This window comes from Streptomyces sp. NPDC001502, assembly GCF_042894785.1.
GTDB classification, from domain to species: Bacteria; Actinomycetota; Actinomycetes; order Streptomycetales; family Streptomycetaceae; genus Streptomyces; species Streptomyces kutzneri.
Genome location: NZ_JBIAVW010000041.1, coordinates 1 through 21,499 on the forward strand (window position 1 = coordinate 1; position 21,499 = coordinate 21,499).

Consider the following 21,499-nt stretch of genomic DNA (forward strand, 5'->3'; position numbering starts at 1 on the left):
CCGAGGAGACCCTCGTGCGGGGCACCGCCCCACACCACCCAGCCCCGCCGGCGATTGAGGCGCCCCACCTCGGCAGGGAAGCCACACCACCGAGCCGACCGCCGAGCACCCCGCAGGGGCACCGCAGGGAAGCCACACCACCGAGCCGACCGCAGGGCACCCCGCAGGGGCACCGCAGGGAAGCCACACCACCGAGCCGACCGCCGAGCACCCCGCAGGGGCACCGCAGGGAAGCCACACCACCGAGCCGACCGCAGAGCGCCCCGCAGGGGCACCGGCCCCGTTAGCCCGACGCTTCGCGCGGAAAGGCGTGTGTGTGGAAGCGGACCGCCTTCGTGTCCTGCGAGGCCGGCAGGTCGCGGTAGCCGTTGATCAGGTCGTGCATCTTGTGGATCAGCTCGTGGCTCTGCGCGGGGGTGAGGTGCAGGGTGAAGTCGCTCATGTCCGCACCGCGCCGCCACTCCGTGGGCCAGTTGTGGGCGTTGCCGAGCCAGGTGCTCAGCTCCTGCGTGTGGATCGTCGCGATCTCGTGCAGGAAGAGGTCCGCCGCACCGCGCACGGCCGGGTCCTCGTCGAGCGTCAGCGTCTCGTCGAACGCCGTGCCGTCGTACACGGCCCGCCACCAGCGTTCGCGGCCCTTGCCGTGCTCGGGGGCGTCCTCGACGAACCCGTGCGCCGCGAGCTGGCGCAGGTGGTAGCTGGTGGCCCCGCTCGACTCCCCGAACCGGTTCGCCAGTTGGGAGGCGGTCGCGGGGCCGTCATGGCGCAGCGCGCCCAGCAGGCGGATGCGCAGGGGGTGGGCGAGGCCCCGCAGTGAACGGGCGTCGAGCGTACGGACGTTGGGCTCTGCTGGCCCCGCAGGTTCTACCGGCTCTTCGGGCATGGCTCGACGATAGGCTTGCAAAGATCTCTGTGCAAGGGTTTCTTTGCAACGCCTTCTTGGGATGTCAGGTCCGGGTGTCGTCCTCCGCCGCCTGCTCCACCAGCGGGATGATCCGCAGCGGTACGGGGTTCTCCATCACGATCGCCGTCGAGGCCCGCACGATCCCCTCGAAGCCGACGACCCGGTCGATCACCCGCTGGAGGTCGGCGTTGGACCGGGCCACCAGCCGGCACAGCATGTCCCCGTGCCCGGTGGTGGTGTGCAGCTCCAGCACCTCCGGCACCCCGTTCAGGTGTGCCCGTACGTCGGCCCCCTGCCCCTGCTTGATCTCCAGCGTCGCGAACGCGGTCACCGGATACCCGAGGGCCGTCGGGTCGACCTGCGGGCCGAACCCGCGGATGACCCCGTTGGACTGGAGCCGGTCCAGGCGTGCCTGCACGGTCCCGCGGGCCACGCCGAGTCGCCGCGAGGCCTCCAGGACCCCGATCCGCGGCTCGCGGGCGAGCAGGACGATGAGCCGGCCGTCGAGTTCGTCGATGCCCATGGATGCCTCCGGGTGCCCACGCGTGCTCACACGTGCTCGCGGGTGGTCATAGTGCACAGATGTTTCACACAGCCTGCGGTCATCCTGGGCAGTTTGTACAGCCAAACAGGAAACTATTGCGCAGCTTGTGGATCGGCGGGACTCTGCGCTCATGACTGAGACCCTCGACACCACCCCGCACACCGCGCGTGAGGCCGACCCCTTCCCGGTGAAGGGCATGGACGCGGTCGTCTTCGCCGTCGGCAACGCCAAGCAGGCCGCGCACTACTACTCGACCGCCTTCGGCATGAAGCTCGTGGCCTACTCCGGACCGGAGACCGGCTCCCGCGAGACGGCCAGCTACGTCCTGACCAACGGCTCCGCGCGCTTCGTGCTGACCTCGGTCATCAAGGCGACGACCGACCACGGCCGCTTCCTCGCCGAGCACGTCACCGAGCACGGCGACGGCGTCATCGACCTCGCCATCGAGGTCCCGGACGTCCGTGCGGCGTACGCGTACGCCGTCCAGCAGGGCGCCCGCGGGCTGGACGAGCCGTACGAGGTCAAGGACGAGAACGGCACGGTCGTGCTGGCCGCCATCGCGACCTACGGCCAGACCCGCCACACGCTGGTCGAGCGCGGCGACTACACCGGTCCGTACCTGCCGGGCTACGAGGCCGTCGACCCGATGGTCGCGCCGCCTGCCAAGCGCACCTTCCAGGCCATCGACCACTGCGTCGGCAACGTCGAGCTCGGCCGGATGAACGAGTGGGTCGCGTTCTACAACAAGGTCATGGGCTTCACGAACATGAAGGAGTTCGTGGGCGACGACATCGCGACCGAGTACTCGGCGCTGATGTCCAAGGTGGTCGCGGACGGCACCAAGAAGGTCAAGTTCCCGATCAACGAGCCGGCGATCGCGAAGAAGAAGTCGCAGATCGACGAGTACCTGGAGTTCTACAACGGCCCCGGTGTCCAGCACATCGCGCTGGCCTCGAACGACATCGTCTCGACGGTCCGCACGATGCGCGCGGCGGGCGTCCAGTTCCTGTCCGTCCCGGACACCTACTACGACACCCTCGGCGAGTGGGTCGGCGACACCCGCGTGCCGATCGACGAGCTGCGCGAGCTGAAGATCCTGGCCGACCGCGACGAGGACGGCTACCTGCTGCAGATCTTCACCAAGCCGGTGCAGGACCGTCCGACGGTCTTCTTCGAGATCATCGAGCGGCACGGCTCGATGGGCTTCGGCAAGGGCAACTTCAAGGCCCTGTTCGAGGCGATCGAGCGCGAGCAGGACAAGCGCGGCAACCTCTAGCCTCCGGCTCGGCCCGCGGATTTCGACGCGCTGCACGCACCGCTCCGGTGCACCGCGCGGCGGGTTTTCACGACACGGCCCGAGGGGGGCCCGGCGCCGCACCCGTTCCCCGGTGCGGCGCCGTCGTGCTTTCGGGGGGCTCCGCCCCCGCGCCCCGCGCCTCAAACGCCGGCGGGGCTGGAATTCAGCGCCCCGTCGGCTTCGGGGACGGCGTCGGTGTCGGCGTCGGCTTCGCCGCCTTCGGGAGTTCCGGCTCCACCCACGGAGCGGTCGGCCGGATGTTCTCCGGGCCCCCCGGCGGCGGCTGCGCGATCGACGCCAGGGCCTCCTTCGCCACCGGCCCGCGCAGCGGCGAGAAGTGCGGATTCGTCCGCATCGCCTCCTGGAAGTGACGGCGGGCCGCCTCCTCGTCACCGAGGCCGCGTTCGATCATCGCCCGGTGGAAGGCGAAGTCGGCGCTGCGCAGCCCCGGTTCCGTGGCCTTCTTCGCGTACTCCAGTGCCGCCGCGTCCTCGCCGGTCTGGTGCAGCGCCCACCCCAGCGCGTCCGCGACCTGCACGCTCTTGTGCCGCGACCACTCCTGCGACAGGCGCCGCACGGCCGCCGCCGCATCGCCGTGATCCGCCTCGTACAGGCCGAGGAGCACCGCGTCGTCGACCCCGTTCCGGCTGTCCCGGGCCACCATCGTCGTCAGCGCCTCGTACAGGGTGCGCGCCTCCGGCCCCCGCCCCAGCGAGTCCAGCAGTTCACCGAGCTCCCGCGCCAGCTGCGGCACCGCCGACCGGCCCAGCGCCAGCCGGTAGTCCCGCACCGCCTCCCCGCCGCGCCCCAGAGCGGCCAGCGCGCGGGCTCGGCCGCCGAGGGCATCCGCCTGCGCCGGATCCGTCCGCAGCGCGCCCTCGTACTGCCGCAGCGCCTCGGCCGGGTCGCCCCGCTCCCAGGACAGCTCCCCGAGGCGGAACAGCGCGTACGCCTTCTCCGCCGGGGCCTTCGCCGCGCCCGCCGCGTGCTCCATCGCCACCACCGCGTCCTCGCGCCAGCCGCGGTCCCGGTAGACCTGCGAGGCCCTGACGTACGCGGCCAGGCCCGGCCGGATGTCCAGCAGCAGCTCCATCGCCTTCTGCGCGCCCTTGTAGTCGCCGAGACCGGTGTACGCGTCCACCAGCACCGGGTACGCCGTCCACCGCTTGGGCGCCTGCGCCCGTACGAGCTCGCCCCACTTGCGGGCCGTCCCGAAGTCCCGCCGGGCATTGGCCAGCGCCCCCATGCCCGTCATCGCGTCGAAGTTGCCCTTCTCGGCCGGGCGGACCTCCAGCGAGCGTTTCAGGGCCTTCTCCGCCTTCGGGAACCAGCCGGAATCGGCCGTCCGCCGCGCCTGTTCGAGGTACGCGGAGCCGAGCACGGCCCAGGAGGCCTCGTCGTCCGGATGCGCCGCGAGCCACTTCTCCCGGTCCGCCACCAGCGCCGTCAGGTCCACCACCGCGGCGGGCGCGCCCATGCCCACCGCCGACGCGGCGCGCTCGCCCGGCTCCGGCGGACGGGCGTCGTCACCGGTCCTGGCAGGCCGGATCAGCAGGGCCCCGGCGATCAGGACCACGGCGACCGCGGCCGCCACGAGCGTCTTGCGGCCGGTGAAGGTCACGGGCGGCGCCGGCGTCTGCGATTCCTCGTCGATACGGTCCATGGGGTCACTGTGCGTCAATATGAAGAGCTCGCCGAGGTGTCCGAAGGGGAGCGCGGCCGTGTTCACACCGATGGCCCCGGCTGCCACGCTGGTCCCATGGATGACGATCTCTTCGCACGTCTGCGGGCCCGCCTGCTCGAAGGGCTCCCCGCCGAGGCCCTGCTCACCGATCCCCAGGTGACCACCTCCTACGCCACCGACATGGCCAGCTTCTGCGCCGCCGGCACGCCGGCCGCCGTCGTCCTGCCCCGGACCGTGGAACAGGTCCAGCACGTCCTGCGCACCGCCACGGCCCTGCGGATCCCCGTGGTCCCGCAGGGCGCCCGGACGGGCCTGTCGGGCGGAGCCAACGCCTCCGACGGCTGCATCGTGCTCTCGCTCGTCAAGATGGACCGGATCCTGGAGATCAGCGCCGTCGACCGGATCGCCGTGGTCGAGCCGGGCGTGGTCAACGCCGTGCTCTCACGGGCCGTCGCCGAACAGGGCCTGTACTACCCGCCCGACCCCTCCAGCTGGGAGCAGTGCACCATCGGCGGCAACATCGGCACGGCCTCGGGCGGCCTGTGCTGCGTCAAGTACGGGGTCACCGCCGAGTACGTGCTCGGCCTCGACGTGGTCCTGGCCGACGGGCGGCTGCTGCGCACGGGCCGGCGTACCGCCAAGGGCGTGGCGGGCTATGACCTCACCCGGCTCTTCGTGGGCTCCGAGGGCAGCCTGGGCGTGGTCGTCCAGGCCGTCCTCGCCCTGCGCCCGGCGCCGCCCCGGCAGCTGGCGCTGGCCGCCGAGTTCCCCTCCGTCGCGGCCGCCTGCGAGGCCGTCTGCGCCGTCATGGAGGCGGGTCTGACCCCCTCGCTGCTGGAGCTGATGGACCGCACGACCGTCCGGGCCGTCAACGCCCTCGGCAAGATGGGCCTGCCCGAGGCCACGGAGGCCCTGCTGCTGGCCGCCTTCGACACCCCGCACGCCCCCGGGGACCTCGCGGCCGTGGGGGAGCTGTGCACGGCCGCCGGAGCCACCGCCGTCGTCCCCGCCGAGGACGAGGCGGAGTCCGAACTGCTGCTCCAGGCCCGCCGGATGTCCTTCCCCGCGCTGGAGGCGCTGCGGCCGGCGACGATGATCGACGACGTGTGCGTACCGCGCTCGCGGCTCGGCGAGATGCTGGACGGTACGGCCGCCATCGCCCGCGCCCAGGACCTGCTCATCGGGGTCTGCGCGCACGCCGGGGACGGCAACACCCACCCGATCGTCTGCTTCGACCCCGCGGACGAGGACGAGACGCGGCGGGCCCGCGAGTCCTTCGGCGAGATCATGGCGCTCGGCCTCTCGCTGGGCGGGACCATCACCGGCGAGCACGGGGTCGGTGTGCTGAAGAAGGAATGGCTGGCCCGAGAACTCGGCCCGGTGGGGCTGGAGATGCAGCGGGCCGTCAAGCAGGCCTTCGACCCGCTCGGGCTGCTCAATCCCGGCAAGCTCTTCTGACGCCTCGCGCCGGGTGCGGCCGGTGCGGCCGGTGCGGCCGGGCCTGCCGGGGCCGGCGGTCGTGCCGGGGCCGGGACCGGCGGGCGTGCGGTCGCCCGGCATCACAGGTCCCCGTCCGCCGACTCGTCCGACGGCCACGGGTCGCGCAGCCACAGGTCGTCGGCCGGGGTCGGGGCGAGCAGCTCGGCCAGCGCGTCGTCCAGGCCGAGCCGCTCGGTCTCGGTGCCGGGCGGAACGACGCGCAGCGTGCGCTCCAGCCAGGCCGACACGGCGGTCGCCGGGGCCTCCAGGAGGGCGTCGCCGTCGGGGGAGGTGAGCGCCATGCAGAGCACGGCCTTGTTGTCGACCTTCGTGGGCCAGATCCGGACGTCGCCGTGGCCGCACGGGCGGAACACCCCCTCGACGAGCAGCTCGCGGGCGAACGTCCAGTTGACGGGGGTGTTCGAGCTGGTGTGGAAGGTGATGTGGACGGCGTACGGGTCGTGCGTGAGGTAGAGGAGCCGCGCGGGGACGGGGATGCTGCGCTCGGGGGACAGGACCAGCTTCAGTTCCAGCTCGCGCTCGATGACGGGGTGGTGCATGACGGCCTCACTTCGGTTCGGTGCGCGGGGCCGGACGGGGCCCCACACCCGGAGAGAGCGGCAGTGTGCCCGGGTATGACGCGACTTCGGGCAGCGAACCGGAGATTGGCTGATTTCTTTCGGCTGACCGAAAACCGTCGTGCAGGGTGACGTTCGCTCGTTTGCTTGGATTCTCCCGTTACCGGACCTGTCGGGGGGCGGTTCTTGGCTATGGTCCTCCCTTGCACAAGCCTCAAGCCACGATCGGAGTTGGGGACATGACGGCCTCCCCTGGTGACGGCGAGCACGCGGCCCGCGAGGGCTACTACCCGGATCCGTCCATCCCGGGGTACATCCGCTACTGGAACGGAGCGGCCTGGGTACCGGGTACGAGCCGCCCTGCCCCGCAGCCGGCACCTGCCCCGCAGGCCGCGCCCGTCCCCGCGCCCGCCCCCGTCGCCGCACCCCTCGCGCCCGCCGTCGGCGGCGGGCACGCGCTGCGCGCGGACGAGACGGGGCCGGTGTTCCTCGACGAGACCTCCATGACCGAGGCGCTGCCGGAGCCCGCCCCCGCCCCCGCCCCTGTCGCCGAGGCGTTCGCCGAGCCTGCGGTGTGGCAGGCCGATCGCGTGCACCAGGCCGGCTTCGGCGGGCCCCGCGACCACCGGGTGTCGTGGGGCAGCGCGCCGGATCCGGAACCCGCCGCGCAGTCCGCTCAGCAGCCCGAACCGGAACCCGAACCGGAACCGTCCCCGCGGTCGGCGGGCATCTCCCTGGCCCGCACGGCGGCCGCCGCGGCGGCGCCCGCGGCGGCCCCCGTGAGACTTCCCGAGCAGGCCTCCGCCGGGATCCTGTCGGTGCGGTCCCCGGCCGCCCAGACCCCGGCCCACACCCCGGCCCCGGCCCCGGAGTGGCCCGACGCCCCCGGGGCCGGCGGGTCCGGGCTCACCTCCTCCTGGCCCGAGGCGGTCGCCGCCGCACCGGCGCCCGCGCCCACCCCGGCTCCGGCGCCCGCACCGTCCCGGCCGCGCCCCGCCGCCCCTGCCGCGCCCGCCGCCCCGGCGGCCGACCGGCCCGAGGTGTGGGCGCCGCGCCCCGCCGGAGTGCGCCCGAGGATCGCGGCGCGGCCCGAGGCGCCCGCCCCGGCGGAGCCCCAAGCCCAAGCCCAAGCCCAGGCCCAGGCCCTGGCCCAGCCGCAGCCCCGGAGCCGGGAGCCGCGCGGGTCCGAGGAGGCCCGCCCGGGCGGCTCCGGCTCCCGCCCCGCGGGAGCCCGTACGCCCCGGGAGGTGTTCGAGCGGATGGCCGAGCGGGCCGTACGCCCCGCCGGGCTGCCGCGCCGGGCCGTGGCCCGCGCCCTGGACTCCCTCGTCTACGCCGCCGTCGCGGTAGCCGTGGCCCGGCCCCTCCTCCCCGAGGCCACCGCCCACGTCGAGGCCAAGGTGGACGCCGCCCGGGCGAGCGGCCGCACCACCACCGTCTGGCTCCTCGACGGCACCATCGCCGGCCTCCTGGGCCTGGTCCTCGGCGCCGTCCTCCTCTTCGGGATCCTCTACGAGGTGCTGCCCACCGCCCGTTGGGGCCGCACCCCGGGCAAGAAGCTGCTGGGCGTCCGGGTCCTGGCCACCGCCACCCTGCGCCCGCCCACCTTCGGCGCGGCCCTGCGCCGCTGGCTGCTGTACGCCGTCCTCGGCCTCCCGGGCAGCCTCTGGTGCCTCGTGGACCGCCCGCGCCGCCAGGCCTGGCACGACAAGGCGGCCCGCACCTACGTGGCCCGCTGAGCGCGCCCGCACGGCCCGGGCCCGCGCCCGGCACCGCCCCTCCCCCCGAATGGACGCGGTCCCGTTGCGAGGGTGTCGGAGCCGGGTTCGACTCGGGCCATGAGTACCGACCAGCCGCCGGGCCAGCCGCCCGAGGACGACCCGTTCCTCAAGAAGCCCCAGGAACCGACGCCTCCGTCGGGCGGTTCGCCGTACGACTCGCCGCCCCCCGGCAGCGGTGGTCCGCCGCCCCCGCCCGGAGGCCCGCCCGGAGGCCCGGGCGGCGGCGGGGGATACCCGCCCCCGCCGCCCCCGTACGGAGGCGGCCCCGGTGACCCGTACGGCGGGAGCGGCGGCTACGGCATGCCCGACCCGCTCGCCGGGATGCCCCCGCTCGCCGACTTCGGCAAGCGGCTCCTCGCGCGCATCATCGACGTCGTGATCATCGCCATCCCGCTGGCCCTCATCCAGCTGGCCTTCGGCACGAACCGCTACCGGTTCGACTCCGACCAGGGCGAGGACATCAGCGAGGTCGTCAGCAAGTCCTACAGCGGCAGCGGCCTGATCATGACCTTGATCTCGATCGTCGCGTACGTCGGCTACGACTGGTGGTTCACCAAGAAGAACGGCCAGACGGTCGGCAAGAAGGCGATGGGCCTGCGCGTCGCGATGCTCAACGACGGAAGCGTGCCGAACTCCAACGCCTCCCTGTCGCGCGCCGCCGTGCTCTGGCTGCCGACCCTGATCTGCTGCGCCTGCCTGTGGCCGATCGCGCTGGTCGTCTCGATCCTGGTCGACAAGCCGTACAAGCAGGGCCTGCACGACAAGGTCGCCAAGACCGTGGTGGTCCAGGCCACCGGCTAGTCGCCAGACATGACGCATCGCAACGCGGGCGGCCATCCCTCAGGGGAGGCCGCCCGCGCCGCGTCGGGCGTCAACCGTCAGTGATGTACGGGGTGTTCCGCCGGTGCCGTCCGGGGTTCGGGCACCCGGGCGGCCCCTGTCGCGCCCTCCTGGGCCGCGGGGGCCCCGGCGGCCGCGGAGGACCCCGTACGCGCCGCATGGCGGCCACGGCGCCGCGGGATGGGCACGGTGAGCGCGACGAGCAGACCCAGGGCGAGCGCGGCGGCGGAGATGACCGCGACGCCGAGCCCGGTGCTCGTCTGCGAGAGCAACAGCATGGCGATCGTCGACACGACGACCGTGGCGGACCCGTACGCGAGCTGTGCGGCAGTCGGACGCGGCATGGCGATATCCGTCCTCGGTGAGGGGAGGGGGAGTCGGCTCAACCAGTTCGCGCGTCAAGTGACTCTATGACGGGAGATGCCCGAGTCGGACCGCCGGTAAGCGTGACCTAACACACGGTGCCGGAGCACAGGGGGCGCACAGGATCATTTTCCGGGCGACGGCAGGGGGAGAAAGGGGGACGGGACGGACCTCCGGCGGGGTCGGGAAGGGTCCTTCGCCCCGTATGGCTGCGGAACGTCCGGATACCGGAACTCCCTGACCGCATAGTGCAGTTGTAAGGGTCAAGTCAAGGTCTGTCTTTTCTCGCTTCCCTCCGGTCAAATGTCGTCACTTGAGACGCGCGCCGCGCGGAACCCCCCGCTCCTATGGAGAAGTTCCGACCAACGTTGCGGCCGCGGGAGGGGAACGACATCAAGTGACCAGCAATTCCGCCAGACGGCGTGCGATACGCGCTGCCGCTGTCACCGTGACCATGGCCGCTTGTGCGACAAGCGCCACCTTCTTCACCGTCACCGCGGCTCAGGCCGAGGGTAAGGCTCCGGCCGCCCCGGCGGCCGACCGGCAGGACCCGACCGCGCCTGCCAAGGTCGTCGAGCACGACCTCAAGGGCCCGTTCAGCGACCAGCAGGCCAAGCAGCGCGCTGCCGCCCTGGACCAGGTCCTGACCGGCAAGAAGGGCGTCGAGCAGCGCGGCGCCTCCAAGGTCGTCAAGCTCGACGACAAGAAGTACGTCGAGCTCGGCCGCGAGAAGACCGACAAGATCTTCACGATCCTCGTCGAGTTCGGCGACCAGGTCGACAACACCACCATGTTCGACCCGGACGGCCCGGGCCCCAAGCCCGAGGTCCCCAAGTACGGCGGTACCCCCGGTCCGCTGCACAACACGATCGCCCAGCCGGACCGCGCCAAGGACAACAGCACCGCCTGGCGCAAGGACTTCAGTCGTGAGTACTTCCAGGACCTGTACTTCGCCACGGGTCAGGGCAAGGACTCGCTGAAGACCTACTACGAGAAGACCTCCTCGGGCCGTTACTCGGTCGAGGGCGAGGTCGCCGACTGGGTCAAGGTCCCGTACAACGAGGGCCGTTACGGCTCCAACTACTGCGGCCAGACCAACTGCTCCAACGTGTGGGACACCGTCAAGGACGGCGTCACCGCATGGTCGGAGGCCCAGAAGAAGGCCGGCAAGACCGACGCGCAGATCAAGGCGCAGCTGTCCCAGTACGACCAGTGGGACCGCTACGACTTCGACAACGACGGCAACTTCAACGAGCCCGACGGCTACATCGACCACTTCCAGATCGTCCACGCGGGCGAGGACGAGTCGGCCGGTGGCGGCGTTCAGGGCACGACCGCACTGTGGGCGCACCGCTGGTACGCCTACGGCACCGCGGCGGGCAAGACCGGCCCGGACAACAACAAGGCCGGCGGTACCCAGATCGGCACCACGGGCATCTGGGTCGGCGACTACACGATGCAGCCCGAGAACGGCGGCCTCGGCGTCTTCGCGCACGAGTACGGCCACGACCTCGGCCTGCCCGACCTCTACGACACCACCGGTGGCGGCGAGAACAGCGTCGGCTTCTGGTCCCTCATGTCGGCCGGTTCCTGGCTCGGCAAGGGCAAGGACTCCATCGGCGACCTCCCGGGCGACATGACCGCCTGGGACAAGCTCCAGCTGGGCTGGCTGAACTACGACACGGCCAAGGCCGCGACGAAGTCCACCCACAAGCTGGGCGTGGCGGAGTTCAACACCAAGGACAAGCAGGCGCTCGTCGTCGAGCTGCCGAAGAAGCAGGTCAAGACCGAGGTCGTCAAGCCGGCCGAGGGCTCCACCCAGTGGTGGAGCAACATGGGTGACGACCTCAAGAACACCCTGACCCGCTCGGTCGACCTGACGGGCAAGAAGTCCGCCGCCCTGTCCCTCAAGGGCTGGTGGGACATCGAGGCCGACTACGACTACCTCTACACCGAGGTGTCCACGGACGGCGGCGCCACCTGGACCGCCCTCGCCGGCACCGCCGACGGCACGGCCCTCCCGGTCGACGCCTCCGGCAGCCCGTCGCTCACCGGTGTCTCGGGTGCCTGGAAGAACCTGAACTTCCCGCTCGACGCCTACGCGGGCAAGAAGGTCGACCTCCGCTTCCGCTACCAGACGGACGGCGGCGCGGGCGGCAAGGGCTTCACGGCCGATGCCATCTCCCTCACCGCCGACGGCTCCGCGCTGTTCACCGACGGCGCCGAGAACGGCGACAACGGCTGGACCGGCAAGGGCTTCTCGCGCATCGGCGCCGACTTCTCCAAGGAGTACGCGCAGCGCTACATCGCCGAGAACCGCCGTTACGTCTCGTACGACTCCACCCTCAAGGTGGGCCCGTACAACTTCGGCTTCGGCAACACCAAGCCGGACTGGGTCGAGCACTACCCGTACCAGGACGGTCTGCTCATCTGGCAGTGGGACACCAGCCAGAAGGACAACAACACCAGCGTCCACCCGGGCCAGGGCCTGATCCTGCCGATCGACGCCAACGCCAAGCCCATGAAGTGGGCGGACGGCACCCTGCTCCGCAACAAGATCCAGCCGTACGACGCCACCTTCAGCGCGTACTCGACGGATGCTTTCACGGTGCACAAGAACGGTGAGGCGCTGTTCCTGAAGCCGAAGCCCGCGAACCTGGTCTTCGACGACCACAAGGGCAAGTACTACTACGACGAGAACCCGACCGGATCGGTGAAGGTCACTGACACCAACACCAAGATCAAGATCCTGAAGGAGACCTACGACGGTGAGGTCATGACCATCGAGGTCGGCCCCTCCTCGAAGTAACTCGTTAAAACCGCAGGTCAAAGCATGATCGGCCGTCGCCCTCTAGCGGGCGGCGGCCGTTCGCGTTTAGATGCCCGGTACGAGTTTCTTATTGACGGGGGAGATGACAGCGATGCCAGGCGGCGGTTTCGTGAGATTGCCGGGCGGCAGTGTGGTGGTTGCGCTCACACTGCCGCGGCCGACCGGAGAAGGTGGAAATGTCCGCGTGCTGGTGCACGCCGCGAACCGGGCCCGCGCCCTGACCAGGCTGCGGAACCTCGGCATGCGGGCCGTGTACCTGCGGGGCAACGCGCACCCGCCGACCCCGGACGAGGTCACGGCCGTCCTGCACCATCCGGACGGCCTGCTGTGGCGCGGAGCCCCGGACCGGGCGCAGGAGCTCTGGCACCCCATCCGGGCCCTGCTGGGGACCTAGGGGGCGCCCTGGCCGGCCTGACCGCCGACGAGGGTCACACCGGCCGCACGGAGCTCGTCCAGGGCCCGTGCGGTCGTGTGCGGGGCCACGGCGGCGGTCAGGTCCAGCAGGACGCGGGCGGCGAAGCCGGCGCGGGAGGCGTCGAGGGCGGTGGCCTTCACGCAGTGGTCGGTGGCGATCCCGACCACGTCCACCTCGGTGACGTGCCGGTCCCGCAGCCACTGGCCGAGCCTTGTCCCGTTCTCGTCGGCGCCCTCGAAACCGCTGTACGCGGCCTCGTACGCGCCCTTGTCGAAGACGGCGGAGACGGCTCCCGAGGCCACGGCGGGGGCGAAGTTCGGGTGGAAGCCCACGCCCTCGGTCCCGGCGACGCAGTGCACGGGCCAGGAGGTCTCGTAGTCCGGCTCGGCCGGCGGGTGCGCGAAGTGCGACCCGGGGTCGACGTGGTGGTCGCGGGTGGCCACGACGTGCCGGTACGCGGGCGTGGCCTGGCCGATGTACTCGGTGACGGCGGCGGCGACGTCGGCTCCGCCGGTGACCGCGAGGCTGCCGCCCTCGCAGAAGTCGTTCTGTACGTCGACGACGATCAGTGCGCGGTGCATTTCGCGTGCCCTTCGGCTTGATGGTGTGCTGCGGCGGGCCCTGCGGGGGGCTCTTCCCCCACCCCGCCCCTTCCCGAAACTGGGGCGCCGCCCCGGTCTTCCTGCCCCTCCGGCGTTTGAGGAGCGGGGTCCGGGGCGAAGCCCCGGCAGCGGGCCCGCAGGGTCAGACGTACTCCGTCGGGAGCACGGCTTCGCCCCGCGACAGCTGCGTCGCGGACAGCGGCAGGCTGGCGCGCGCGGCGCGGTGGCGGTCCCGCGCGGCCTCCAGCGGCTCGCGGGCGACCACCTCGCCGGCCTTGACCAGCTGGGTCAGGAGCTGGTGGTCGGCCAGGGCGGCGGGGACGGGCCCCACACCGATCACCTCCGCCTCCGCGACGCCGTCGGCGTCCTGGCGGCGGGCCGCCCACTTGCGGCCGCCGATGGAGGTCTTGCCTCCCGAGGACTTCTTGGCCACCGGGGCCAGCGCCGCCTTCGGGTCCGCCGAGGTGGCCCGCGCCACCAGCTTGTAGACCATCGAGCACGTCGGGTGCCCGCTGCCGGTCACCAGCTGGGTGCCCACGCCGTACGCGTCCACCGGAGCCGCCGCCAGCGAGGCGATGGCGTACTCGTCGAGGTCCGAGGTGACCACGATCTTCGTCGAGGTCGCGCCCAGCTCGTCGAGCTGGTGGCGCACCCGGTGCGCCACCAGCAGCAGGTCTCCGGAGTCGATCCGGACCGCGCCCAGGTCGGTGCCCGCCACCTCGACGGCGGTACGGACGGCCTCGGCCACGTCGTACGTGTCCACCAGCAGGGTGGTGCCCCGGCCCAGCGAGTCGACCTGCGCCGTGAAGGCGTCCCGCTCGCTGTCGTGGACCAGGGTGAAGGCGTGCGCGCTCGTGCCGACCGTCGGGATGCCGTACCGGAATCCGGCCGCCAGGTCCGAGGTCGAGGTGAAGCCGCCGACGTACGCGGCCCGCGACGCGGCGACGGCCGCCAGCTCGTGCGTGCGCCGGGCGCCCATCTCGATCAGCGGGCGTCCGCCCGCCGCCGAGGACATCCGCGAGGCGGCCGCGGCGATCGCCGAGTCGTGGTTCAGGATCGAAAGGATCACGGTCTCCAGCAGCACGCACTCGGCGAAGCTGCCCTCCACCCGCAGGACGGGGGAGCCGGGGAAGTAGACCTCCCCCTCCTGGTAGCCCCAGATGTCGCCGGAGAAGCGGTACGAGGCCAGCCAGTCCAGCGTCCGCATGTCGACGACGGCCCGCTCGCGCAGGAATTCCAGCACCGCGCCGTCGAAGCGGAAGTTCTCCACCGCGTCCAGCACGCGCCCGGTTCCGGCGATCACCCCGTAGCGGCGCCCCTCGGGCAGCCGCCGGGTGAACACCTCGAAGACCGAGCGTCGGTCGGCGGTGCCGTTGGCCAGGGCGGCCTGCAGCATCGTGAGCTCGTAATGGTCCGTGAAGAGCGCTGTCGACGGCACGTCCACCGGCAGGCCCAGGTCCGCAGGGTTCATGGCTGGGATGCTAGCGCACATTTCGTCAAAGTGACGAGATGTAGGTGGGGATTGCCGAACCGGGCCGTACGGCCCCTGTTTGGGCGTGGGCGCGGTCGAGGTGGCAGCATGGGACGAGTGAGTGTTGCTCCCGTTGAGATCGAACGCACCGAATCCGCCGAAGAGACCTTCGCGGTCCCCGAACCCGACGTCCCCTGGGTGACCCTGGTGCACAACGACCCGGTCAACCTCATGAGCTACGTGGCGTACGTGTTCCAGGCGTACTTCGGCTACTCGAAGGACGTGGCGCACAAGCTGATGCTCGACGTCCATCACAAGGGGCGGGCGGTCGTCTCAAGCGGCACCCGCGAGGAAATGGAGCGCGACGTGCAGGCCATGCACGGCTACGGCCTGTGGGCGACCCTTTCGCAGGACCGCAACTGATGGGCGGCACCTTCGAGTCCCTGAAGGGCGGCGGCGCCGCCATCGCGCTCGACGAGATCGAGATCTCGATCCTGCGCAGCCTGGCGGTCCAGCTGCTGGAGCTGATCGGCCCCGGCGAGCCGGAGCCCGCCGAGGACGCCGACCCGCTCGCCGCGCTGTTCGCCGAGGGCCCCTCCGAGCCCCCGTCCGACCCGGCGCTGGCCCGGCTCTTCCCCGACGCGTACGGGGCCCCCGACGGGGCCGGCGACAAGGGCGTGGCCCCCGAGGAGCTCGCGGCCCGCTCCGCGGAGTTCCGCCGCTTCACCGAGAACGACCTGCGCGCCCGCAAGCGCGAGGACGCGCTGGCGGTCGTACGCAGCCTGGACGGGCTCACCCCGTCCGGCGACGGCGCGGCGGTGCTGGAGCTGTCCGGCGAGCTGCCGCTGCGCTGGCTCGGCGCGCTCAACGACCTGCGCCTGACCATCGCGGCCCGCCTCGACATCACCGAGGACGACGAGAGCGCGATGCTGTTCCGGCTGCCGGACGAGGACCCGCGCAAGCCCATGGTGATGGCCTACCTCTGGCTCGGCGGTCTCCAGGAAACGTTGATCGAAACCCTCTGAGAATCCTCAAGCCGGAACGCCGTTCGCTCAGCGGACGCTCAAATCCGGATAACGATCAGATCACCGCCATGCGGTGATCTGATCCTTTTCTCTGCCTTTGGGGTGATTTTTTGATGCCCTGCGCCACATTTCTCCCCCTCGGGCGGCCGTAAGCACGTGATAAATCTTCACGATCGCCGACGGGACGCCACCCATGTCTCCCGGCTCGCTTGGACCGGCTGACCGCCGGCGTGCAACTCCATCCGTATCCGGGGGGATCGAGGACCCGATCCGCAGCCAACGAAGGCGCGGGTCGGCGTGGAGAAAGGCGCACCAGACATGACCTCTGTGCAGGTCGAGCAGCACGACAAGACGCCCGGCGAGGGCGGACAGGGCGAGGGCGGCGAGGGTTACCACCGCACGCTCGGCGCCCGTCAGATCCAGATGATCGCGATCGGCGGGGCCATCGGCACCGGCCTGTTCCTGGGCGCGGGCAAGGCGATCTCCAAGGCGGGCCCGAGCCTGATCCTGGCGTACGCCATCGCCGGCCTGGTCATCTTCTTCATCATGCGGGCCCTGGGCGAGCTGCTCATGTACCGGCCCGTCTCCGGCTCCTTCTCGGACTACGCCCGCGAGTTCCTGGGCCCGTTCTGGGGCTACGTCACCGGCTGGACGTACTGGCTGTTCTGGGTGGTCACCGGCATCACCGAGGTCACCGCGGCCGCGCAGTACATGTCGTACTGGACCCACGACAGCTTCCCGCAGTGGGCCTACGCGCTGATCTTCACGGTCATCCTCTACGCCGCCAACCTGATCTCCGTGAAGCTCTTCGGTGAGCTGGAGTTCTGGTTCTCCATGGTCAAGGTCACCGCCATCGTCGGCATGATCCTGATCTGCGCCGGCATCCTCACCATCGGCTTCTCCGACGCGGCCGACACCGCCACCGTCTCCAACCTGTGGAACGACGGCGGCTTCTTCCCCAAGGGCATCGGCGGCACGCTGATGACCCTGCAGATCGTGATGTTCGCCTTCCTCGCGGTCGAGCTCGTCGGCGTCACCGCCGGCGAGTCCAAGGACCCCGAGAAGACCCTGCCCAAGGCCATCAACACCGTGCCGTGGCGCATCGCCGTCTTCTACGTCGGCGCGCTGATCATGATCCTGTCGGTCGTCCCGTGGACGCACTTCCAGCCGGGCGTCTCGCCCTTCGTCGCCGCCTTCGAGCGCATGGGCCTGGGCATCGGCGCCGCGATCGTCAACTTCGTCGTGCTGACCGCCGCGCTGTCCTCCTGCAACTCGGGCATGTACTCCACCGGCCGCATGCTCCGCGACCTCGCGATCAACGGCCAGGGCCCGAAGGTCTTCACCAAGCTCACCAAGAGCGGCACCCCGCTGGTCGGCACCACCTTCTCCGCCGCGCTGATGCTGGTGGGCGTCTGGATCAACTACGTCGCCCCGGGCAAGGCCTTCGACTACGTCGTCTCCTTCGCCACCATCTCCGGCATGTGGGCCTGGATCATGATCCTGGTCTGCCAGATCCGCTACCGGGCCAAGTCCGACCGCGGCGAGCTGCCGCAGTCCGCGTTCCGCGCCCCCGGCGCCCCGTACACGAGCTGGTTCGCCCTGCTCTTCATCGGCATGGTCATCGTGATGATGGGCGCCGACAAGGACTCCCGCGTGTCGCTGTACTGCGCCCCGCTGTGGGGCCTGATCCTGGGCGTGTCCTACCTGGTCATGAAGTCCCGCGACCCGCGCGGCGCGGCCTTCACCAAGGCCTCGTAGCACCCCGGGACCGTGAGTCCCGGCCGCCTGCCGCGGCCGGGAACCGCGCTCCCACGACGTTGCCGCCAGGGCGGCGTGTCCATCATGCGGGCCCTTCCGTACCACTCCTCGGTACGGAAGGGCCCGTCTGTTTATCCTGTCGCTCATGCTGACCCTCACCCAGGCCCTGTACGAGCAGATCGTCGAGCACGCCCGCAAGGACCACCCCGACGAAGCGTGCGGTGTCGTGGCCGGCCCGGCGGGCACCGACCGCCCCGAGCGCTTCGTCCCGATGCTCAACGCGGCCCGCTCGCCCACGTTCTACGAGTTCGACTCGAAGGACCTGCTGAAGCTCTACCGCGATCTGGACGACCGCGACGAGGAGCCGGTGATCGTCTACCACTCGCACACCGCGACCGAGGCGTACCCCTCGCGCACCGACGTCACGTACGCGAACGAGCCCGGCGCGCACTACGTGCTCGTCTCGACGGCGGACGAGGACGGCCTCGGCGAGTTCCAGTTCCGCTCGTACCGGATCGTCGACGGAGTGATCACCGAGGAAGAAGTGCAGGTCGTCGACACCTACTGACCAGTATGTGAGCGGTGGGCGTCCACGATGCGGGATCACACTCCAAACGGGGGACCGGGAATCGTTAACATGACCGCATGGTTTCCCACGACGTGAGCATCGAGACGCCCGGCAGGCTGCTGCTCGTGGCGCGGCTGCACGTCGACCTGTGCCGCCTCGCCAGCGCCATCTGTCCTGCGCTCTGAGCACCAGAGCCCTTCCGCGCGGGGGGCCGACCAACCGCGCGCCGCACCTTCCCACGCTTCTCACGCACTCCCAGACGACTGGAGACAGCCATGGCCATCGAGGTCCGCATCCCCACCATCCTCCGCACCTACACCGAAGGCGAGAAGGCCGTCTCCGGTGAGGGCGCGACCCTCGCCGACCTCTTCGCGGACCTGGAAACCCGTCACAAGGGCATCGAGGAGCGCATTGTCGACGGCGGCCAGCTCCGCCGCTTCGTCAACGTCTACCTCAACGACGAGGACGTCCGCTTCCTCGACGGCATCTCCACCGCCCTCAAGGACGGCGACAGCGTCACCATCCTCCCGGCCGTGGCCGGCGGATCGAAGTAATGCGCTACGACTCCCCGCTGGCCGCGGTCGGCAACACGCCGCTGGTCCGGCTGCCCCGGCTGTCGCCCTCGGACGACGTCCGCATCTGGGCGAAGCTGGAGGACCGCAACCCGACCGGCTCGATCAAGGACCGCCCCGCGCTCCACATGGTCGAGCAGGCCGAGAAGGACGGCCGGCTCCACCCCGGCTGCACCATCCTGGAGCCCACCTCGGGCAACACCGGCATCTCGCTGGCGATGGCGGCCAAGCTCAAGGGCTACCGCATCGTGTGCGTGATGCCGGAGAACACCAGCCAGGAGCGGCGTGACCTGCTGGCCATGTGGGGAGCCGAGATCATCTCGTCGCCGGCCGCCGGCGGCTCGAACACGGCCGTCCGGGTGGCCAAGGAACTGGCCGCCGAGCACCCCGACTGGGTGATGCTCTACCAGTACGGCAACCCGGACAACGCCGGCGCCCACTACGCCACCACGGGCCCGGAGATCCTCGCGGACCTCCCCTCCATCACCCACTTCGTGGCGGGCCTGGGCACCACCGGCACCCTCATGGGCGTCGGCCGCTACCTGCGCGAACACGTGGCGGGCATCAAGATCGTCGCGGCCGAGCCGCGCTACGACGACCTCGTCTACGGGCTGCGCAACCTGGACGAGGGCTTCGTCCCGGAGCTCTACGACGCCTCCGTGCTCACCACCCGCTTCTCGGTGGGCTCCGCGGACGCGGTGACCCGCACCCGGGAGCTCCTCCAGCAGGAGGGGATCTTCGCAGGCGTCTCCACCGGAGCCGCCCTGCACGCGGCGATCGGCGTCGGCCGCAAGGCGGTGGCCGCGGGCGAATCGGCGGACATCGTCTTCGTCGTGGCCGACGGCGGCTGGAAGTACCTGTCGACGGGCGTCTACACGGCCGCGACCACGGAGGAAGCGATCGAGGTCCTCCAGGGCCAACTCTGGGCGTAGCCCGAGCCCCCGGACCCCGCGCCTCAAACGCCGGCGAGGCTGAAAATCAGCCTCGCCGGCGTTTGAGGCGCGGGGTCCGGGGCGGAGCCCCGTGCAGCGGCGCCGCACCGCTAGCCGGACAGCAGCTCCGCGAGCACGGCCGCGTGGCTGGAGGCCGGGTCCTTGACCGAGGTCAGGAGGGTGAGCGGGCCCGCCGCAGCGAGCTCGGGCAGGCGGCCGAGCTCCGCCACCGCCCCCGGCTCCGCCAGCTCCGCCTCGTACCGCCGCCGGAACTCCTGCGCCGAACCGCCGTCGTGGAACCACTTCCGCAGCTCCGCCGACGGCGTCACCGCCTTCGGCCACTGGTCCACCCCGGCCACCGCCTTCGCCAGGCCGCGCGGCCAGAGCCGGTCCACGAGGACCCTCACCCCGTCCGCCGCCGGGTCCGGCGGGTCGTACACCCGCCGCAGGCGGATCACCGGTTCCCGCGTCACCGCGCGCCTCCCAGTCCCTTGATCTCGTCCCACACCGCAGGGTCCAGCATCCCCATCCGGGTGCGGAACTCCCACAGCGACACCTCCGCCGGCCGGTCCGCCTCCAGGAAGCTCGCCCGCCCCTGCGCCCCGACCGTCCCCGGCGGCAGCGGGATCACCCCGGCCCGCCGGTCGTCGTACTTCCCGGTGATCCACGCGACCCGCGCCCGGTGGCCCCGTACCGACCCCACCGCGAGGACCAGGCACGTACGGCCGTCGGCCAGGCTCCACAGCTCGCCCGCCCGCGGCTGCGGCGGCGGACCTGTCCCGTGCGCCGGCGGGGCCCGGCGGGGCAGCCTGGAGCGGCCCCCGGCGACCAGCACCAGCAGCGCCACGGCCACCACCGCGGCCACGGCGGGCCACCAGGACGTGTCCATGCTTCGACCGTAGCCGTGCGGGAACGCCCTGGCATGGCAACGCCCGTGCCCACCGTCGCTCCCCCGGGTGACAGCGCAGGTGATTCCCCCCACAACGGCCTGCCGCGGAGGAGCGACCGGACGTTTCGCGCCTTACGCTCGACCCACGCACGGCCCGCATTCCGTCCACGGACCGTCCTCGGAGGTTCACGCTCCATGAAGCTCACCGTCGTCGGCTGTTCGGGGTCGTTCCCGTCCGCGGAATCGGCCTGTTCGAGCTACCTCGTCGAGGCCGACGGCTTCCACCTGCTCCTCGACATGGGCAACGGCGCCCTCGGCGATCTCCAGCGCCACATCGGCCTCTACGACCTCGACGCGATCTTCCTGAGCCACCTGCACGCCGACCACTGCATCGACATGTGCGCGTACTTCGTCGCCCGCTACTACCGGCACGAGGGCGGCCGCTGCGGCACCATCCCCGTCTACGGGCCCGAGGGCACCGAACGCCGCCTGACCACCGCCTACGACGACGTCCCCGACGAGCGCTCGATGAGCGAGGTCTTCGACTTCCGCACGCTGAAGTCCGGGACCTTCGAGATCGGCCCGTTCCAGGTCCGCACCGAGCGGGTCTCCCACCCGGTCGAGGCGTACGGCATCCGCATCGAGCACGGCGGCCGCTCGCTCACGTACTCCGGGGACACCGGCACCTGCCCGGAGCTGGGCCTGCTCGCCGACGGCACCGACCTCTTCCTGTGCGAGTCCTCCTTCACGCACGGCAAGGAGGACATCCCGGGCCTCCACCTGAACGGCCGCGAGGCGGGCGAGTACGCGCGCGGCGGTCGCGTGGGCCGGCTCGTCCTCACCCACATCCCGCCGTGGACCGACCCCGCGCAGAACATCGCCGACGCCCGCGCGGCCTACGACGGCCCGGTCGACCTGGCGTACTCGGGCGCGGTCTACGAGGTCTGAACCCCCGGCGACGCCTCCC

At 71.4% G+C, this 21,499-nt stretch carries 23 protein-coding genes; 14 read left to right on the plus strand and 9 right to left on the minus strand.

What is annotated here, in order from left to right; genetic code table 11:
- Nucleotides 1–283 precede the first annotated feature (283 nt).
- Both ACFY0D_RS38945 and ACFY0D_RS38950 read right to left on the minus strand, forming a co-directional pair.
- On the minus strand, nt 284–883 hold the full coding sequence (locus ACFY0D_RS38945; RefSeq protein WP_390802605.1) for an ArsR/SmtB family transcription factor: 600 nt from the start codon (nt 881–883) through the stop codon (nt 284–286).
- 64 nt (nt 884–947) lie between these two features.
- On the minus strand, nt 948–1,427 hold the full coding sequence (locus tag ACFY0D_RS38950) for an Lrp/AsnC family transcriptional regulator (RefSeq protein ID WP_301370775.1): 480 nt from the start codon (nt 1,425–1,427) through the stop codon (nt 948–950).
- Between the two features lie 151 nt (nt 1,428–1,578).
- Between ACFY0D_RS38950 and hppD the strand changes: the two genes are divergently transcribed.
- The gene (hppD, locus tag ACFY0D_RS38955) at nt 1,579–2,724 is read left to right on the plus strand and encodes a 4-hydroxyphenylpyruvate dioxygenase (RefSeq protein WP_390802606.1); all 1,146 of its coding nucleotides are present in this window, start codon (nt 1,579–1,581) and stop codon (nt 2,722–2,724) included.
- A gap of 184 nt (nt 2,725–2,908) precedes the next feature.
- Here hppD and ACFY0D_RS38960 read toward each other — a convergent pair whose 3' ends face one another.
- On the minus strand, nt 2,909–4,408 hold the full coding sequence (locus tag ACFY0D_RS38960; RefSeq protein ID WP_390802607.1) for a tetratricopeptide repeat protein: 1,500 nt from the start codon (nt 4,406–4,408) through the stop codon (nt 2,909–2,911).
- 96 nt (nt 4,409–4,504) lie between these two features.
- Here ACFY0D_RS38960 and ACFY0D_RS38965 point away from each other — a divergent pair, with 96 nt between their 5' ends.
- Nucleotides 4,505–5,887 carry an FAD-binding oxidoreductase gene (locus ACFY0D_RS38965; protein WP_390802608.1) on the plus strand — a complete coding sequence of 461 codons (1,383 nt, stop codon included), beginning with the start codon at nt 4,505–4,507 and terminating at the stop codon, nt 5,885–5,887.
- A gap of 101 nt (nt 5,888–5,988) precedes the next feature.
- Here the strand turns inward: ACFY0D_RS38965 and ACFY0D_RS38970 are convergent, their stop codons facing one another.
- A complete protein-coding gene (locus tag ACFY0D_RS38970) occupies nt 5,989–6,468 on the minus strand; it encodes an SsgA family sporulation/cell division regulator (protein WP_390802609.1) in 480 nt (159 codons plus the stop codon).
- Nucleotides 6,469–6,725: 257 nt separating this feature from the next.
- Here ACFY0D_RS38970 and ACFY0D_RS38975 point away from each other — a divergent pair, with 257 nt between their 5' ends.
- A complete protein-coding gene (locus tag ACFY0D_RS38975; protein ID WP_390802610.1) occupies nt 6,726–8,225 on the plus strand; it encodes an RDD family protein in 1,500 nt (499 codons plus the stop codon).
- 99 nt (nt 8,226–8,324) lie between these two features.
- The gene (locus ACFY0D_RS38980; RefSeq protein ID WP_390802611.1) at nt 8,325–9,068 is read left to right on the plus strand and encodes an RDD family protein; all 744 of its coding nucleotides are present in this window, start codon (nt 8,325–8,327) and stop codon (nt 9,066–9,068) included.
- Between the two features lie 77 nt (nt 9,069–9,145).
- On the opposite strand, the gene ACFY0D_RS38985 is transcribed toward ACFY0D_RS38980, so the two are convergent.
- Nucleotides 9,146–9,451, minus strand: a complete 306-nt coding sequence (locus tag ACFY0D_RS38985) for a hypothetical protein (RefSeq protein WP_351162501.1) — start codon at nt 9,449–9,451, stop codon at nt 9,146–9,148.
- A 473-nt stretch (nt 9,452–9,924) separates the two neighbouring features.
- Between ACFY0D_RS38985 and ACFY0D_RS38990 the strand changes: the two genes are divergently transcribed.
- Nucleotides 9,925–12,279: an immune inhibitor A domain-containing protein gene (locus ACFY0D_RS38990; protein WP_390802628.1), complete on the plus strand. Its 2,355-nt coding sequence runs from the start codon at nt 9,925–9,927 to the stop codon at nt 12,277–12,279.
- A gap of 112 nt (nt 12,280–12,391) precedes the next feature.
- Complete coding sequence (locus ACFY0D_RS38995; protein ID WP_301374679.1) at nt 12,392–12,694, plus strand: hypothetical protein; 303 nt, start codon at nt 12,392–12,394, stop codon at nt 12,692–12,694.
- On the opposite strand, the gene ACFY0D_RS39000 is transcribed toward ACFY0D_RS38995, so the two are convergent.
- Both ACFY0D_RS39000 and ACFY0D_RS39005 read right to left on the minus strand, forming a co-directional pair.
- Complete coding sequence (locus tag ACFY0D_RS39000; protein ID WP_390802612.1) at nt 12,691–13,296, minus strand: isochorismatase family protein; 606 nt, start codon at nt 13,294–13,296, stop codon at nt 12,691–12,693. The two genes, ACFY0D_RS38995 and ACFY0D_RS39000, sit on opposite strands and share 4 nt — an antisense overlap.
- Nucleotides 13,297–13,459: 163 nt before the next feature.
- On the minus strand, nt 13,460–14,788 hold the full coding sequence (locus tag ACFY0D_RS39005; RefSeq protein ID WP_390802613.1) for a nicotinate phosphoribosyltransferase: 1,329 nt from the start codon (nt 14,786–14,788) through the stop codon (nt 13,460–13,462).
- Between the two features lie 108 nt (nt 14,789–14,896).
- Here ACFY0D_RS39005 and clpS point away from each other — a divergent pair, with 108 nt between their 5' ends.
- The 7 genes from clpS to ACFY0D_RS39040 all read left to right on the plus strand — a co-directional run bounded on the left by clpS (nt 14,897) and on the right by ACFY0D_RS39040 (nt 19,643).
- Nucleotides 14,897–15,211 carry an ATP-dependent Clp protease adapter ClpS gene (clpS, locus tag ACFY0D_RS39010; protein WP_030010601.1) on the plus strand — a complete coding sequence of 105 codons (315 nt, stop codon included), beginning with the start codon at nt 14,897–14,899 and terminating at the stop codon, nt 15,209–15,211.
- On the plus strand, nt 15,211–15,813 hold the full coding sequence (locus tag ACFY0D_RS39015; protein WP_390172970.1) for a DUF2017 domain-containing protein: 603 nt from the start codon (nt 15,211–15,213) through the stop codon (nt 15,811–15,813). Before clpS ends, ACFY0D_RS39015 begins: the two co-directional genes overlap by 1 nt.
- A 318-nt stretch (nt 15,814–16,131) precedes the next feature.
- Nucleotides 16,132–17,571 carry an amino acid permease gene (locus ACFY0D_RS39020; protein WP_033226627.1) on the plus strand — a complete coding sequence of 480 codons (1,440 nt, stop codon included), beginning with the start codon at nt 16,132–16,134 and terminating at the stop codon, nt 17,569–17,571.
- 145 nt (nt 17,572–17,716) lie between these two features.
- On the plus strand, nt 17,717–18,139 hold the full coding sequence (locus ACFY0D_RS39025) for a Mov34/MPN/PAD-1 family protein (protein WP_390802614.1): 423 nt from the start codon (nt 17,717–17,719) through the stop codon (nt 18,137–18,139).
- A gap of 77 nt (nt 18,140–18,216) precedes the next feature.
- On the plus strand, nt 18,217–18,324 hold the full coding sequence (locus ACFY0D_RS39030) for a putative leader peptide (RefSeq protein WP_314252769.1): 108 nt from the start codon (nt 18,217–18,219) through the stop codon (nt 18,322–18,324).
- Nucleotides 18,325–18,414: 90 nt separating this feature from the next.
- The gene (locus tag ACFY0D_RS39035; protein ID WP_030010597.1) at nt 18,415–18,693 is read left to right on the plus strand and encodes a MoaD/ThiS family protein; all 279 of its coding nucleotides are present in this window, start codon (nt 18,415–18,417) and stop codon (nt 18,691–18,693) included.
- Nucleotides 18,693–19,643: a PLP-dependent cysteine synthase family protein gene (locus ACFY0D_RS39040; protein WP_390802615.1), complete on the plus strand. Its 951-nt coding sequence runs from the start codon at nt 18,693–18,695 to the stop codon at nt 19,641–19,643. Before ACFY0D_RS39035 ends, ACFY0D_RS39040 begins: the two co-directional genes overlap by 1 nt.
- Before the next feature lie 110 nt (nt 19,644–19,753).
- On the opposite strand, the gene ACFY0D_RS39045 is transcribed toward ACFY0D_RS39040, so the two are convergent.
- Nucleotides 19,754–20,116, minus strand: a complete 363-nt coding sequence (locus ACFY0D_RS39045; protein ID WP_390802616.1) for a DUF488 domain-containing protein — start codon at nt 20,114–20,116, stop codon at nt 19,754–19,756.
- Nucleotides 20,113–20,532 carry a hypothetical protein gene (locus tag ACFY0D_RS39050; RefSeq protein ID WP_390802617.1) on the minus strand — a complete coding sequence of 140 codons (420 nt, stop codon included), beginning with the start codon at nt 20,530–20,532 and terminating at the stop codon, nt 20,113–20,115. Before ACFY0D_RS39050 ends, ACFY0D_RS39045 begins: the two co-directional genes overlap by 4 nt.
- 195 nt (nt 20,533–20,727) lie before the next feature.
- On the opposite strand from ACFY0D_RS39050, the gene ACFY0D_RS39055 reads away from it, so the two are divergent.
- Nucleotides 20,728–21,480, plus strand: a complete 753-nt coding sequence (locus ACFY0D_RS39055) for an MBL fold metallo-hydrolase (protein WP_390802618.1) — start codon at nt 20,728–20,730, stop codon at nt 21,478–21,480.
- The last annotated feature ends 19 nt before the right edge of the window (nt 21,481–21,499 follow it).